Origin of the sequence: Polymorphobacter sp. (assembly GCF_051860865.1) — a bacterium.
GTDB lineage: Bacteria > Pseudomonadota > Alphaproteobacteria > Sphingomonadales > Sphingomonadaceae > Sandarakinorhabdus.
The window spans coordinates 1-13196 of sequence record NZ_JBIMKZ010000084.1; the positions used below are offsets into that span (position 1 = coordinate 1).

Annotated in this window: 13 protein-coding genes, 1 pseudogene and 1 riboswitch; of the genes and pseudogenes, 9 read left to right on the forward strand and 5 right to left on the reverse strand. The window is 62.1% G+C overall.

The genetic code is table 11. The annotated features are described in order from the left end of the window. Window positions 1–304: UTRA domain-containing protein (locus ACTIFJ_RS13250; protein WP_439534589.1), on the forward strand; the 304-nt coding region annotated here is incomplete at its 5' end. A gap of 474 nt (window positions 305–778) precedes the next feature. Then, complete coding sequence (locus ACTIFJ_RS13255) at window positions 779–1012, forward strand: hypothetical protein (protein WP_439534590.1); 234 nt, start codon at window positions 779–781, stop codon at window positions 1010–1012. A gap of 707 nt (window positions 1013–1719) precedes the next feature. On the opposite strand, the gene ACTIFJ_RS13260 is transcribed toward ACTIFJ_RS13255, so the two are convergent. The 3 genes from ACTIFJ_RS13260 to ACTIFJ_RS13270 form a co-directional block, all read right to left on the reverse strand. Further along, on the reverse strand, window positions 1720–2139 hold the full coding sequence (locus tag ACTIFJ_RS13260) for a VOC family protein (RefSeq protein WP_439534591.1): 420 nt from the start codon (window positions 2137–2139) through the stop codon (window positions 1720–1722). 94 nt (window positions 2140–2233) lie between these two features. Continuing rightward, complete coding sequence (locus ACTIFJ_RS13265) at window positions 2234–3409, reverse strand: CaiB/BaiF CoA transferase family protein (protein ID WP_439534592.1); 1176 nt, start codon at window positions 3407–3409, stop codon at window positions 2234–2236. Further along, window positions 3406–4263 carry a TauD/TfdA dioxygenase family protein gene (locus ACTIFJ_RS13270; protein ID WP_439534593.1) on the reverse strand — a complete coding sequence of 286 codons (858 nt, stop codon included), beginning with the start codon at window positions 4261–4263 and terminating at the stop codon, window positions 3406–3408. The genes ACTIFJ_RS13265 and ACTIFJ_RS13270 overlap by 4 nt, the downstream gene beginning before the upstream one ends. A gap of 198 nt (window positions 4264–4461) precedes the next feature. On the opposite strand from ACTIFJ_RS13270, the gene ACTIFJ_RS13275 reads away from it, so the two are divergent. The 3 genes from ACTIFJ_RS13275 to thiC all read left to right on the forward strand — a co-directional run bounded on the left by ACTIFJ_RS13275 (window position 4462) and on the right by thiC (window position 7455). Further along, window positions 4462–4626, forward strand: a complete 165-nt coding sequence (locus ACTIFJ_RS13275) for a Thivi_2564 family membrane protein (protein WP_439534594.1) — start codon at window positions 4462–4464, stop codon at window positions 4624–4626. Between the two features lie 109 nt (window positions 4627–4735). Then, window positions 4736–5440: a sterol desaturase family protein gene (locus tag ACTIFJ_RS13280; RefSeq protein WP_439534601.1), complete on the forward strand. Its 705-nt coding sequence runs from the start codon at window positions 4736–4738 to the stop codon at window positions 5438–5440. A gap of 27 nt (window positions 5441–5467) precedes the next feature. Continuing rightward, window positions 5468–5577, forward strand: a riboswitch (TPP riboswitch). A 33-nt stretch (window positions 5578–5610) separates the two neighbouring features. Beyond that, window positions 5611–7455, forward strand: coding sequence for a phosphomethylpyrimidine synthase ThiC (gene thiC, locus ACTIFJ_RS13285; RefSeq protein WP_439534595.1), 1845 nt, complete (start codon window positions 5611–5613; stop codon window positions 7453–7455). A gap of 39 nt (window positions 7456–7494) precedes the next feature. Here the strand turns inward: thiC and ACTIFJ_RS13290 are convergent, their stop codons facing one another. Next, window positions 7495–8946: an amidohydrolase family protein gene (locus tag ACTIFJ_RS13290; protein WP_439534596.1), complete on the reverse strand. Its 1452-nt coding sequence runs from the start codon at window positions 8944–8946 to the stop codon at window positions 7495–7497. A 205-nt stretch (window positions 8947–9151) separates the two neighbouring features. After that, window positions 9152–10015 (reverse strand): IS1 family transposase, encoded by an 864-nt coding sequence (locus ACTIFJ_RS13295; RefSeq protein ID WP_439534597.1) that lies wholly within the window; start codon window positions 10013–10015, stop codon window positions 9152–9154. A gap of 110 nt (window positions 10016–10125) precedes the next feature. Between ACTIFJ_RS13295 and ACTIFJ_RS13300 the strand changes: the two genes are divergently transcribed. The 4 genes and pseudogenes from ACTIFJ_RS13300 to ACTIFJ_RS13315 form a co-directional block, all read left to right on the forward strand. After that, entirely contained in the window at window positions 10126–10422 is a 297-nt protein-coding gene (locus tag ACTIFJ_RS13300) for a type II toxin-antitoxin system RelE/ParE family toxin (RefSeq protein WP_439534598.1), read from the forward strand. Between the two features lie 12 nt (window positions 10423–10434). Then, window positions 10435–11574, forward strand: coding sequence for a HigA family addiction module antitoxin (locus ACTIFJ_RS13305; protein ID WP_439534599.1), 1140 nt, complete (start codon window positions 10435–10437; stop codon window positions 11572–11574). A 13-nt stretch (window positions 11575–11587) separates the two neighbouring features. Continuing rightward, on the forward strand, window positions 11588–12058 hold the full coding sequence (locus ACTIFJ_RS13310; protein WP_439534600.1) for a hypothetical protein: 471 nt from the start codon (window positions 11588–11590) through the stop codon (window positions 12056–12058). Window positions 12059–12633: 575 nt separating this feature from the next. Continuing rightward, window positions 12634–13196: pseudogene (locus tag ACTIFJ_RS13315) on the forward strand (hypothetical protein); the annotation flags it as partial.

A 13196-nucleotide genomic window follows, 5' to 3' on the forward strand; every position in this document is an offset into this window, starting at 1 on the left:
CTACGTCCCCGAACGCTGCGCCGAAATCGGCGAACGCATCGGCAAGGACGGCACCCCCGTCTACCGACTGATGGAAAACATGTTCGGCCTCGTCGCCGCCGACATCGACGCCGAACTGTTCGCCGGCACCCTGCCCGCCCCCAAGGCCAAACCCCTCGGCGTCGAACCCGGCTCCGCCACCCTCGTCATCGTCCGCCGCTACCACGACCGCGACGGCCAGCTGTTCGAAGTCTCGGTCAGCGAACACCCGGCCTCGCGCTTCTCCTACTCCGTGGCCCTGAAACGACGCGCGCCTGAGGGCTAGGCGGGGTCGGCCGTCATAATGAGCAGGCCAGCGGCGGGAAAAGAGAGCGCCTCCGGCGGTAGCAGGAGCCTCCGGCGGCTGGGGCCGAAGGCCCCAGACCCCAAGATATTTGGTCTATCGCACAAGACTATCGACCGTCGCCTTGCGAAGGCCCAATCATCGGGGTCTGGGGCCTACGGCCTCAGCCGCCGGAGGCACTTTCTTACCGCCGCAGGCCACCTTCTTATGAATGTCGACTGCGCCTCGGCCGTAGAATCATAAAGCCGAACGGCTGAGATGGGGTGGGAAGCTGCCGTCTTCCCCCCCCCCCCCGCAGTCTGGCGTATGGCGAATGTCAGTCCGTGCCTTGATCGCGTTTGCAGCTACCCTGCATCTTGTTCAAGGCGCCAGTCCGTTCTAATCGTGCGCAATTCCGACTGGCACTCGGAGAATTAATTTTTGCAAAGGGTCGATTGAATGAATACGAATCTGAGGATGGCCTATCTGATTACTGCCGCTCTTGCAGTCAGCGGCTGCTCGACAGCTTTGGCCAACCAAGGACGTGCCGATCTAATCGCGCAGTGCGCTTCAATTGGTGACAACATGCGGTTTCTTCCAGGCGAAACGCGCAAGTCAGACAACCCGCTGTTTTCCAGCGCCAGCGTGCAGGGCCAATGCGTTGGACCTGACCATCCTGAGTATGCCAAGGCGCTCGGCCCTAAAGAATAGTCGACATCTCTCGGTTGCTTGAGTTTACCGCGTCCGGCCGGCCGCACTCAGGACCTTCTCAGAGGGGCGTCATTGAAGGCGTGTCGAACGACCGTTCTGGGGCGTTAGCGGTCGTTCCCGTTTACAATCTCGCCGCCTGACCCAGCCAATCCTCCAGCACCTCGGCGCTGTCCGCGCCCAGCGCGCGTCGGGCCCAGCGTAATAACAACGAACGGCTGAGATTAGATGGTTAGCGGGCTCTCCGTTTTGGCTCTTTCCTTGCTGGTTTCCAGAGCAGTGCAACGAACATTGTCAATATCGCGACTGCCGCTCCGCAGAGCCAAAGCGGCTGTTCTGGCGTATCTAATCGAAGCGAGGCGAACATTAGCGCGCCGCTCAAGGCCGACAACATGCCGGAAAATCGATGCCGATAGGTTGTCAAGAATGGTGAGATGAAGGCCAAATTGACCCAAAGGAGAGGTGGCGCAAGAAAGGCGATCCATTCCAAGCAAACATACCCCTATCAATGAAGAGCATAGCAGCTCGACCAAGGTCCGCAATTGGGGCATTAGCGGTCGTTCCGTTTATAAGTTCACCGCCGAACCGAGCCAGTCCTCGAGCACCTCTGCGCTGTCGGCGCCAAGCGCGCGTCCGGCACAGCGTAACAAAACGAACGGCTAAGATCGGGTGGAAAGGCGAAGGGCGGCTTGCCGCAACCGTTCGCAAGGTCACGGCCCGAAGACGCGGACACCTGTCGAAGGATCGTTGCGATAATGGGCTAGCCTTGTTTCGATGTTGCCAATGTGGATTTCCAGCTTGTGCCCGTCTGGGTCCAAAAAATAGGTCGAAGCGCCTTCGCTTCGGTTGTCCTTCCAGACGGTGCAGTTCGCCGTTATCTGCTCGCTCATCTCGGTAAATGCGTCGTCATCCACACTGAATGCGATATGGGTGTAATCTGGATGTGGAGAGGTTCTCACGAGATCATCGCGAGAAAGGCAGAGCCAGAGCGGGCCCGCCTCGAGGTAGGCGCCATCGGCCCACACAGCCCGAACCTCACAGCCTAGAACGTCCCGATAAAATGCTATGGATCGCTGCACGTCAGCCACCGCAAGCGTGATGTGGTTTAAACCAGTTACACCGACCTTCATGCTTATTCACGGCTCCAGAGCAGAAACGCCATCCATGGACATAGTAACAAGCTGCTGAACTGTCTCGAATGGGGACATTAGCGGTCGTTCCCGTTTATGTGTTCACAGCCAAACCCAGCCAGTCCTCCAGCACCTCGGCGCTGTCGGCGCCCAGCGCGCGTCCCGCCCAGCGCACCGACCCCGGTGTGTCCGACAGGCGCGGCACCACATTGGGCAGTGTCAGCGGCCCGGCGCGCGGGTCGAGCATGTCGACGAGGTTCTGCCGCGCCGCATAGTGCGGGTCGTCGAAGATCTCGTCGATGCCATAGACTGGCCCGCACGGCACCTGGCCCGTCTCGCACAGTGCGAGGATGGCGTCGCGCCCGAGCCCGCTGGTCCAGTGGGTGACGAAGGCGTCGACTTCACTGCGCCGCGCCTCGCGGCGATCGAGCGTGCCATAGGGCCCGTCGCCGGCCATGTCGCTGCGCCCCATGACGGCGGCGAGCCGGGCGAAGATCTTGTCGTTGGTGCAGGCGATCGCCACCCATTTGCCGTCCTGCGTCGGATAGTGGCTATGCGGCACGGCGTTGACCGTCCCGGCTCCCATCCGGCGGCGGACGAAGCCGCTGCGGGCATAGGCCGGGGCGAGTTCGTCGAGCATCCGGAACACGCCTTCATACAGCCCGACATCGATGATCTGGCCGCGCCCCGACACGGCGCGTGCCTGCAGCGCCACCAGCACGCCGAGCGCCGCATAGATGCCGGACACATAGTCGGAGAGCGTCGCCGTCCCCGGCGAGCCGGGCGGCAGCGAGGGGTCGCCGCACAGGAAGGAGATGCCGCTGAAGGCATTGGCGATGCGGCCAAAGCCGGGGCGGTCGCTGTACGGCCCGGTCTGGCCATAGGCCGAGACCCGGGCAATGACGAGGCGCGGGTTGAGCGCCTGCAACACGTCCGCGCCGAGCCCCCAGCGTTCGAGCGTGCCCGGCTGGAAGTTCTCGATCAGCACATCGGCCTTTTCGGCCAGCGCCTTCAGCGTCGCCGCGCCCTCGGCGGTGCGCAGGTCGAGCGCCAGGCTGCGCTTGTTGCGCCCCTCGCTGAGCCAGACCAGGCTGTCCCCGCAATCGGTCGGCGTACCGAACTTGCGCACCGGGTCACCGGTGCCGGGCAGTTCGACCTTGACCACATCGGCGCCGAATTCGGCCAGGAAGGTCGCGCAATAAGGCCCGGCAATGAAGGTCGCGAGATCGAGCACCTTCAGCCCGGCAAGGGCCGCTTTCGACTCGCTCAAAACGGCACCGAACGATCGGGCTGCGGCAGGATCGTCGTGCGGTGCATCAACCGGTCGTGCGCGCCGTCGAATGGGTCGCGCCGGTGCATGGTGCAGGCATTGTCCCACAGCAGCGCGTCGCCCAGCCGCCAGTCATGGCAGTAGACGAATTCCGGCCGGATCGTCCAGGCGAACAGCTCGGCCAGCGCGGCGTCGCTTTCGTCCTTGGGCAGGCCGACGATCTGCACGGTCATCCCCGGGCAGAGATAAAGCGCGCGGCGTCCCGAATAGGGATGGGTGCGCACCAGCGGATGCGTCAGGTCCGGGCTCATCGCATTCTGTTTTTCGTTGGGATTGGTCGAATATTGGGCGTTGAATGCCGCATAGGATTGCACCGCCACCCGCCCGTCGACGAGCGCCTTCAGCGCCGCCGGCAGCCGGTCATAGGCCGCCGTCATGTCGGCAAACCAGGTGCTGCCGCCCTGCGGCGGGATCACCACACTGGCCAGCAGCGAGCCGATCGCCGGGCGCGGCAGGTAGATCTGGTCATAATGCCAGCCGACCTCCGTGTCGGCCAGCGCCCCCAGCGGCTTGCCGTCCTTCTTGATGTTGCTGATCTGCAGGATTTCGGGGTGGGTATCGTTCAGCCACTCCTCGCGCAGATGCCGTTCGAGCGGCCCGATCAGCCGGCTGAACCCGACCTGGTCGTCCTTGGTCATCTCCTGGTCGCGGAACAGCAGCAGCTCGTATCGCAGCCACAAGGCACGGATTTCGTTCATCTGGTCGGGGTCGATGTCGCCGGAGAGGCGAACCCCGATCACTTCGGCGCCGAAGGTCTCCGCCAGCGGGCGGGTCTTCAAGGCTGGTGCTACCATGGTCTCATATCCTGGCTATCAATGGTCCAGACCAATCCTTAGAGGTTTGTGCCCTGCTATGGCAACCGCCGAATGATCTTTCGTTTGAAGATGAACATATCGCCCTGTGGCCAGTTCTCTTAGCGCAACAGCCAATGACCCACTCGTCGGCGGTCGTTTCAAAGAGTGCGCTCACAACGCAATAGCGGGAGACTTTCAATGCTTATCAGTGTCATCATTACCCTTATCGTCGTTGGCGTGCTCCTCTGGCTGGTCAACACCAAGTTGCCGATGGACGGAACGATCAAGTCGATCATCAACATCGTCGTCATCATCGCCGTGATCCTGTGGCTGCTGCGGACCTTCGGCATCCTCACCCTCTAATCCGCGACCAAGCGTCCCGACAGGCGGCGCCGGCTTGCCCGGCGCCGCTTCACGCGTCTAAAGCAGGAGCGTGATCGGCGCGCCCAACATCGCAATCGGCATCATCGCCATGATAGCGATCGTGACCGTGCGCTACCTCGCCGTTTCCGGCGGCTTCGCCTGGCTCACCGCGCGCCGTGGCATCACCGCTGGCCCGTCCGACCCCGCCCGCCGCCGCCGCCAGATCAGCACCGAAATCCGCTGGTCGCTGCTCTCCGCCGTCATTTACGCGGTCCCTGCCGGCCTGGTCCTCGAGCTCTGGCGCAACGATGGCCTGTCGGCGCTGACCACCGACCTGTCGACGCCGCTCCAGTTCATCTGGTTCCCGCTCAGCATACTCGTCTACCTGTTCCTCCACGACACCTGGTTCTACTGGACCCACCGCTGGATGCATGCGCCAAGACTGTTCAAGACCGTCCACGCCGTCCACCACGCCAGCAAGCCCCCCACCGCCTGGGCGGCGATGAGCTTTCACCCCTGGGAGGCACTGTCCGGCGCCATCCTGATCCCGGCACTGGCCTTCGTCATCCCCATCCACGTCGCCGCCCTCGCCGTCGTGCTGACCATCGCCACGGTGATGGGCGTCACCAACCACATGGGCTGGGAGATGTTTCCGAAACGCTGGGTAAACGGCTGGTTCGGCCGTCACGTCATTTCGGCCAGCCACCACGAGGCCCATCACCGCCACTACACCTGCAACTACGGCCTCTATTTCCGCTTCTGGGACCGGCTCTGCCACACCGACAAGGGCCTGGTCCCGAATTTCGGTCATTGACGCCCGCCCCCCAGCCCCTAGACTTGCCCCAACACCCCGGGGGGCTGGCATCGACCAGCTGAGAGGTGGCTTCCTGGCCACGACCCGTCGAACCTGATCCGGTTAACCCCGGCGTAGGGAGGGCGAGGCTTCGGACCCCACCCCCCTTCGCCCAGTCGAAGGCGCGTCCCATGGCCGACATCAATTCCCCCCTCGAAATGCCGGTCACCACCGGCCCCCTCCCCGGCAGCCGCAAGGTCCATGTCGCCGGCACCCTCTTCCCGCAGATCCGCGTCGCCATGCGCGAGGTCACGCTCGACCCCTCCGCCAAGGAAGAGCCCGTCCGCCTCTACGACAGCTCCGGCCCCTACACCGACACCCTCGCCGCCATCGACATCGCCGCCGGCCTGCCCGCGCTCCGCACCCCCTGGATCGAGGCCCGCGGCGACGTCGAGCGCTACCCCGGCCGCCAGGTCAAGCCCGAGGATAACGGCGTCGCCAACGTCCCCGGCGGCAAGGCCGACGTGTCCGAATTCCCCCATGTCGTCCGCACCCCGCTGCGCGCCAAGGGCAACCAGGCCGTCACCCAGATCGCCTATGCCCGTCGCGGCATCATCACCGCCGAGATGGAATATGTCGCCATCCGCGAGAACATCGGCCGCGCCCGCCGTGACGGCCTGATCCGCGACGGCGAGAGCTTCGGCGCCGAAATCCCCGATTATGTCACCCCCGAGTTCGTCCGCGACGAGATCGCCCGCGGCCGCGCCATCATCCCCTCCAACATCAACCACCCCGAGGCCGAGCCGATGATCATCGGCCGCAACTTCCTCGTCAAGATCAACGCCAACATCGGCAACAGCGCCGTCGCCAGCAGCGTCGCCGAGGAAGTCGAAAAGATGGTCTGGGCAGCCCGCTGGGGCGCGGACAATGTCATGGACCTCAGCACCGGCCGCAACATCCACAACACCCGCGAGTGGATTCTCCGCAACTCCCCCGTCCCCATCGGCACCGTCCCCATCTACCAGGCACTCGAAAAAGTCGGCGGCATCGCCGAGGACCTCACCTGGGAGGTCTACCGCGACACCCTCATCGAACAGGCCGAGCAGGGCGTCGATTATTTCACCATCCACGCCGGCGTCCGCCTCGCCTATGTCCCCCTCACCGCCAACCGCGTCACCGGCATCGTCAGCCGCGGCGGCTCCATCCTCGCCAAATGGTGCCTCAGCCACCACAAGGAGAATTTCCTCTACACCCACTTCGAGGAAATCTGCGAGATCATGCGCGCCTATGACGTGTCGTTCTCGCTCGGCGACGGCCTCCGCCCCGGCTCGATCGCCGACGCCAACGACCGCGCCCAGTTCGCCGAGCTCGAAACCCTCGGCGAACTCACCCAAATCGCCTGGAAGCACGATTGCCAGGTGATGATCGAAGGCCCCGGCCATGTCCCCATGCACAAGATCAAGGTCAACATGGAGAAGCAGCTCGCCGAATGCGGCGAAGCCCCCTTCTACACCCTCGGGCCGCTGACCACCGACATCGCCCCCGGCTACGACCACATCACCTCAGGCATCGGCGCCGCCATGATCGGCTGGTTCGGCACCGCCATGCTCTGCTACGTCACCCCCAAGGAGCACCTCGGCCTCCCCGACCGCGACGACGTCAAGGTCGGCGTCATCACCTACAAGCTCGCCGCCCACGCCGCCGACCTCGCCAAGGGCCACCCCGCCGCCCAGCTCCGCGACGACGCCCTAAGCCGCGCCCGTTTCGATTTCCGCTGGCGGGACCAGTTCCACCTGTCGCTCGACCCCGAAACCGCCCTCAAATACCACGACGAAACCCTGCCCGCCGAAGGCGCCAAGGTCGCCCACTTCTGCTCCATGTGCGGCCCCAAATTCTGCAGCATGAAGATCACCCAGGATGTCCGCGACTACGCCGCCAAGCAGAACACCCCCGAGATGATCGAAGCCGAAATGGCCCGCAAGAGCGAAGAATTCCGCGCCAAGGGCAGCAAGATCTACCTCCCCGCCGCCGAATAGACCGCCAGCAGCGCGCCCCCCTCCCGGCCAGGGAGGGGGCTATTCCCGCCGCACAGCCCGCCCCGGCGTCACCCCCTCCACCAGCTTGCCGCCATCGATCACCGGCACGCCGTTCACCAGCACATACCGGATGCCCTCCGAATCCTGCGCCGGGTTCTGGAACGTCGACCGGTCGATCACCGTCTTCGGGTCGAACACCGTGATATCGGCAAACGCCCCCACCTTCAGCCGCCCCCGGTCCGCCATCGAATGCGCCGACCCCTCCAGCCGCTGCGCCGCCATGATCGTCATCTTGCGAATCCCGTCCATCAGCGAAATCGCCCCCATCTCCCGCACATAGCGCCCCAGCACCCGCGAAAACGTCCCCGATCCACGCGGATGCCCGCGCCCCTCGTCGATCACCCCGTCGCTGCCCACCATCACCATCGGATGCTGGATCGCCGTCACGATGTCCGCCTCCGGCATCGCATAGGCGATCACGCTGTGCCCGCCCTCCGCGCGATATTTCATGAACGTCGCCTCGGTCAGCCGCTCGCCGGTCTTCACCATCTCCACATCGCTGTACTTGATCCGGAAATTCTCCAGAAACCCCGGGTCGAACCGCGCCGAGCTCAGCCCCGTGCTCCACGCCGTATAGGGATAGAGATCGGCCGACACATCGATCCCCCGCGCCCGCGCCCCCGCCAGCATCTCCAGCGATTTCGCCATCGTAAAGGTGCCGCCAGTGCTGTTGATATGCACCACCTGCGCCGAAGCCCCGGTAATCGCCGCCGCCGCAATCACCTCCTCCACCGCCTCATAATTGGTGCCCGGCGGCGTCGGATCGGAATAGCGAATGTGCAGATGGTTCGGCACGTCATGCGCCGCCGCCACCTTGAACAGCTCCACCGTCTCCAGCCACGAAGCCCCCGGCACATACTCGATGCCATAGCCGATCCCGATCGCGCCCTGCTCGATCCCCTTCGCCGCCAGCACCGCCATCTGCCCGATCTGCTCGTCAGTCGCCGCCGCATAACGGTCGGTCACCCCCACCGCTTCGCGCAGTGCCTGATGCCCGATCACGATCCCGAAATTATTGAGCGATCCCGCCTTCGTCCGCTCGTCATACCAGGCCGCCGTCTCCACCGGCCCGCCATGCATCCCCAGCACCGTCGTCACCCCGTCGGACACCTTGTACCTCTGTCCCTCCCGCATCTTCGGCGGACCGGCCAGAATGTCGATGAACCCCGGCGACACCACCAGCCCGCTCGCGTCGATCGTCCGCGTCCCCCTCATCTTCCCCCGGTCGATGGCGACAATCCGGTCATCCCGAATGCCGACATTGGTCACCTCGTCCCGCCCCGTCGCCGGGTCCATCACCCGCCCGTTCAGGATCACCACATCATAACGCTGCGCCAAAGCCGGCCCCGCCCCCGCCGCCGCCAGCACCCCCGCCGCCAGCAGCACCGCCGCCGTGCGCCCCAAACGCCTGTCGGCAAAAGCACGGTTCATCACATTGCGCATAAGGCCTCCAGCAGACAGGAATGACAAGCAACACAACGCAACCCGCCAAATACACCACAGCCGGCAAGGCCCGTAAACCCACGCCGCCGACGGGCTATCGCGCGAAAGACACCCAAAAAAAGAAAGATGCCTCCGGCGGGGGGCCTTGGCCCCAGACCCCGTAAATGCAATGCGCTCGGCGATGGGTATTGGGTCAGTTTGAAATCTTCTTGTAGGGGCGGCGCTTGCCGGGCTTCGCCTCAGCATCTTCGACCAGCTTGGCAATGTCAGCTATGTCCCAGAGGCGGTTAGTCACGTCAGCGGCCATCGCAGGAGTGACACGAAGCGTCTTATGGATGCGAACGAAGTTGTAATACATCATGTGCAGCGCGACCGCGTGAGCGTGGTTTTCGACTTTCTTTGAAAATGCGTTGGTCAGGCGGGTGAAGCGGCGCATATGCATCGACATGGTCAGGTTCTGGCGTTCGACATAGGACGTGGATACGTCGGCATAGTCCGGACTGCCCATGATCGGCACCTTCTTGGCGCCCGTGCATTCGGCGGGGACGTAGCGGCCCGGCGCGGTGATCGTCGGACCATACATCTTGACGAGCTGGGCATAATCCACGTCGCAGCCATACGCGCCTTCAACGGTTTGCAGATAGGCTTTGGGCCCGTCGCTGGTGAGCTGCACGCGGCTGGCGAGGCGGCTCGCCAGATCCTCCATGCACCACATGGCGTAATCAGCATCGCGCCCGCCGACGAGATAGGACACAATCAATTTGCTATCCGCGTCGATGGCGGTCCAGGTCCATGCATCACCAACGGCCTTTACAGTCGGCACGTTCTCTTGCTTGGCAGAATTGAATGACCAGATTTCATAGACCTGTACCCTTTTGGCTGGAACAGCCCGCACGTTGGCGTCGTGATATGCCGCACAGGCTTTGCCAGCATTGATCAACAACTTTGTGACCGTGTTCTTGCTGGCGCCTGTCAGGCGCGAAACCGCGCGGATACTCATACCCTCACACAGCAGGTGAAGGATGCGGGCGCGATATTCAGTGGAGAGCCTATTCATAAACGCGACATACGCCCAAACAAACTTAAGTCAAGCATAAGAGTCAGTTTAACGCATGGCGTTCAGTCGAGTGTTGACACGGTAAGTCTTGGTCCGTAGGGTGATTCAGCATGAGGATCGAGTTCGCGAATGATGACTTGGCACGCATCTGCACCGACGAAGCGCACCGATTGGGCCTTCCGTTTTCGGTCATCAGAGGCGCGAGACGTAAGCTCATCCAGCTTGAAGCCGCAAAAGATGAACGGGATTTGAGAAGCTTGATTGGACTGCGCTACAAAAAATTGAACGGAGAGCGCGAAGGCCGGCGTTCGGTTCGGATTAACGACCAATATCGAATAGTGTTTGCACTTCGCGATGATGAATCGCCGCCGACGATTTTAATCCTCGAAATTGGCGACACTCATTGAGGAGGGGATGATATGAGCATTGCAACTTGTTTGACCGACGTGCCCCATCCGGGCGAGTTCATCCGCGATGAATTGGACGCGCGCGGGTGGTCGCAGCGCGACTTGTCTTACATCCTTGGGACGCCCGAGCAGGCAGTGAACATGATTGTTTCTGGCAAGCGCGGTATCAGCCCGGATATGGCCAAGGCGTTGGGCAAAGCATTTGACGTTTCTGCTGAGTATTTCGCCAACTTACAGCAGGCTTACGAAATGTCGAACGCGAAAACGCCGGACCCCGGAATTGCGCGCCGCGCGCAACTTCAGAATGTGTACCCCGTTCGGGAAATGATCCGACGCGGCTGGCTTGAAGACTCCGATATTGGTCTACTTGAGGCCCAGATGATGCGTTTTTTTTGCGCCAATGACGTGGGGAATATTCCGTATCTGGCGCACGCTGCAATGAAGAGCGATTACAACGAAACGACACCCGTTCAGCTGGCATGGCTTTATCGAGTAAGACAGATCGCCTCTGAAATACAGGTTGCAGCGTATTCCGATACAAAGCTGCGGGCGCTCATCTCCGATCTTCCTCGCTATACTGTCGACCCGGAAGAAACGCGCCATATTCCGCGCGCCTTGGCCGATTGCGGGATTCGGTATGTGGTCGTCGAGACGCTGCCCAATGCCAAGATTGACGGTGTTTGCTTTTGGCTAAATGAAAATTCCCCGGTTGTAGGGATGTCCCTTCGCTGGGATCGTATTGATAATTTTTGGTTCGTGCTGCGGCATGAGCTGGAGCACGTGCTCAACCGAGACGGCACCGGCCCGCTTTCGGCTGCAAGTGTTGATGTCGATTTAGAGGATAGCCTTAACACTATCCCGAGTAATTTGCCCGAAAGCGAGCGGAAGGCAAATGCGGCTGGTGCTGCTTTTTGTGTTCCTGCCGATGATTTGGAATCATTCTATATTCGCAAGTTCCCCTACATCTCCGAAAAAGACATGCTTGGGTTTGCGCGCCGCATTCAGCGGCACCCTGGAATTGTTGTTGGTCAACTTCAACGGAAGATGGAGAGATATGATTGGCTTGCTCGATACAAGGTAAAGATCAGGCATCATGTCACTGCGGGCAGCGTCGTTGATGGTTGGGGGGTCCCCGCGCCCGTTTCGTTTTAAGGATTAGAACGCCATGACTTATAAAGAGCAGCTTCAGCGTGTCTGGCATGACTATGAAGCCAAACATGGTCGCGTGCCTGCAACGGCCCGTGATGCGGTTCATTGGGGCGTTCTGCACGGCATGATCCAGACGCCTGAAGTCGATCCATTGGCAAAGCTTGCCGAAGACATGGCGACTGCGCTTCGCGAAGAGTATGCAACCGACGCACAGGGGCGTCGGTATCGCGTAAACCATGCCGTTCGCGTCACCAAGGGCGGCGTTCAGTATACGTTTTGGGCGATGATGAAGGATGCTCCCCGCGACCATATGCAGAAAGCATTCATCCAGCGCCGTGAGCAGATTGTTGGTGATTGTGTGCAGCTCTCCACGGATGTGGAGGCCTATAACGACATGAACTGCGAACAGCCGCCGATCCCGATGCTTTTCGACTTTCGGGATGACGTGGAGGAACGGCGCTATTGGGATGACAAGAAGGCAGCCTAGCCCTTTTTCCAACGAGCGTTTGCCGCCACGCTGGCAATCTCAGCTCGCTGCGCCGGCGTTAGTGCGTTCGCTCGAGCAGGACCGCCTACCGCACCAGCTTTGGATGCGCGAAGCACTGTTGCGCTGGCCTCAGCATCTTCGGCTTCCCCAGTAGCAATCTGAGCAATGATGTGCGCCAACTGGTTCGGGTCGCGGGGCCGTTTGGGAATCTTTACCATCACCGCGATACTGCTGAAACTGCATGGTCAACACACTGAAAATCGAGATCAGCGCTGATGCGGCTCGGGGCTCTGACTGGATTGAACCCATCTGTTAGCGAATCTACCGTGGTTGTTTTGTCGCCAAAGGCATAACTGTAGCCATCGTTCTCCGACATGTGGGCAATGCCCTTACGTCCACATTTCGGACATATCAGCTTCGCTGAAAAATTGTCTCGTGCTGTCATGTCCCTCGATATAGCGCAGACGGCCAGAAAAAGCAGGCCCGATTTCAAACTGACCCACTACCAGAGAGGCAACAGTCACGTAACATTGCCCTCTGTCCTACAACATACCATATCGGTTATATGGCTTCTCATGAGCGAACCAAAAATCCCCAACCTCCCCGTTGTCCAGCCCGAGGCCGAGCCGCCTGAGCTTGATGCCCATGGCTTCGATCCCAATGATTTCGAATGGATTCCCGTCGCCCGCCAGAAGCGGTCCGATGGCTGGACCCCGCGCGTGCAGAAACTCTTCATCGAGGCGCTGGCCGATACCGGATCGGTCACCGAGGCGGCGCGCGCCGCCAACATGTCGGTCAACAGTTGCTACCGCCTCCGCCGCGCCCCCGGCGCCGAGAGCTTCGCCGCCGCCTGGGCCGCCGCCCTCGATCAGGCAAGCCACCGCCTCGTCGACATCGCCTTCGATCGCGCCATCAACGGCACTCAACACCAGGTGCTCGACAAGCTCGGCCGCTGCATCCACATCCACCATCGCACCAACGATCGCCTGCTGATGTTCCTGCTGCGCGCCCATGACGAACGCTTCCGCCAATATGCCGCCCGCCCCCCCCCCCACAACGCCCCCACCCGGGGCACTCACCCCCGGTGGGGGGTGGGGGGTGGGCGCCCCCCCCCCCGCCGCCCCCCCCCCCCCCCCCC

Excerpts from the sequence above, each read along its gene's own strand:
- ACTIFJ_RS13260 (WP_439534591.1), bottom strand. The coding sequence starts at position 2,139 with ATGAAGGTCGGTGTAACTGGTTTAAACCACATCACGCTTGCGGTGGCT.
- ACTIFJ_RS13280 (WP_439534601.1), top strand. The coding sequence starts at position 4,736 with ATGATAGCGATCGTGACCGTGCGCTACCTCGCCGTTTCCGGCGGCTTC.
- ACTIFJ_RS13290 (WP_439534596.1), bottom strand. The coding sequence starts at position 8,946 with ATGAACCGTGCTTTTGCCGACAGGCGTTTGGGGCGCACGGCGGCGGTG.
- ACTIFJ_RS13255 (WP_439534590.1), top strand. The coding sequence starts at position 779 with ATGGCCTATCTGATTACTGCCGCTCTTGCAGTCAGCGGCTGCTCGACA.
- thiC (WP_439534595.1), top strand. The coding sequence starts at position 5,611 with ATGGCCGACATCAATTCCCCCCTCGAAATGCCGGTCACCACCGGCCCC.
- ACTIFJ_RS13275 (WP_439534594.1), top strand. The coding sequence starts at position 4,462 with ATGCTTATCAGTGTCATCATTACCCTTATCGTCGTTGGCGTGCTCCTC.
- ACTIFJ_RS13295 (WP_439534597.1), bottom strand. The coding sequence starts at position 10,015 with ATGAATAGGCTCTCCACTGAATATCGCGCCCGCATCCTTCACCTGCTG.
- ACTIFJ_RS13310 (WP_439534600.1), top strand. The coding sequence starts at position 11,588 with ATGACTTATAAAGAGCAGCTTCAGCGTGTCTGGCATGACTATGAAGCC.
- ACTIFJ_RS13270 (WP_439534593.1), bottom strand. The coding sequence starts at position 4,263 with ATGGTAGCACCAGCCTTGAAGACCCGCCCGCTGGCGGAGACCTTCGGC.
- ACTIFJ_RS13300 (WP_439534598.1), top strand. The coding sequence starts at position 10,126 with ATGAGGATCGAGTTCGCGAATGATGACTTGGCACGCATCTGCACCGAC.
- ACTIFJ_RS13305 (WP_439534599.1), top strand. The coding sequence starts at position 10,435 with ATGAGCATTGCAACTTGTTTGACCGACGTGCCCCATCCGGGCGAGTTC.